This window comes from Actinomadura napierensis, from assembly GCF_039529375.1.
In the GTDB taxonomy this organism is placed as follows: Bacteria; Actinomycetota; Actinomycetes; order Streptosporangiales; family Streptosporangiaceae; genus Spirillospora; species Spirillospora napierensis.
In genome coordinates, this window is record NZ_BAAAMR010000301.1 from 1 (window position 1) to 729 (window position 729).

1 protein-coding gene is annotated in these 729 nt (G+C 38.5%); it reads right to left on the bottom strand.

Features of this window, described 5'->3' with window-relative positions; all coding sequences use genetic code 11:
• Nucleotides 1-240: 240 nt before the first annotated feature.
• A partial coding sequence (locus ABD296_RS49570; RefSeq protein ID WP_344285541.1) for a methylated-DNA--[protein]-cysteine S-methyltransferase occupies nt 241-729 on the bottom strand: 489 nt, incomplete at its 5' end.

Consider the following 729-nt stretch of genomic DNA (forward strand, 5'->3'; position numbering starts at 1 on the left):
ACTAGATCTCGTCGGTTTGGGTAACGTACATATGCTTCTGTTGAGCCAATTTTTACACCTTTTACCACATGCATTTGTGGCATTGTTACGTCACCGACAGCCATTTTTAAAAAATCCAGAGTTTGTTATGAAAAGATTAATATTTCAGAAAATAGCGAGGTTATAAAACACGCTTTATATGAAATATCAGAATTGACAGCTTATTAGAAAAGCCTGAAAAAATCGAGCGCTAAAAATAGCTTATTTTTGCTCTAATCTTAATAAAATATCTTTCTTATCAAGACCACCGGCAAAACCAACCAAAGCTCCGCCCGCACCAATTACTCGGTGACAAGGTGCAATAATTGAAATCGGATTTTTGCCATTTGCAGCACCCACTGCTCGCACTGCTTTTTCATTTCCGATCTGAACGGCAATATCTTTATAACTTCTTGTTTCACCATACGGAATCGTAAGTAATGCCGTCCAGACCTGCTTTTGAAATGCAGTTCCTTCGAAATCTAGTGGCAATGTAAATTCACGGCGTTTGCCTTCAAAATATTCTTGTAATTGTTGTTCGGTCTTTAATAAAACTGGATGCTCAAGTTGTTCGACCAGCTCTGCCAGTCGAACACGTTTTGGATTTTCATTGTCCCAAAGTACTGCCACCAAAGCATTTTCATTCGCAACCAGCTTTAATTGCCCAACAGGCGAATTGATATACTTATAAGACAGCAACATACTTGATCC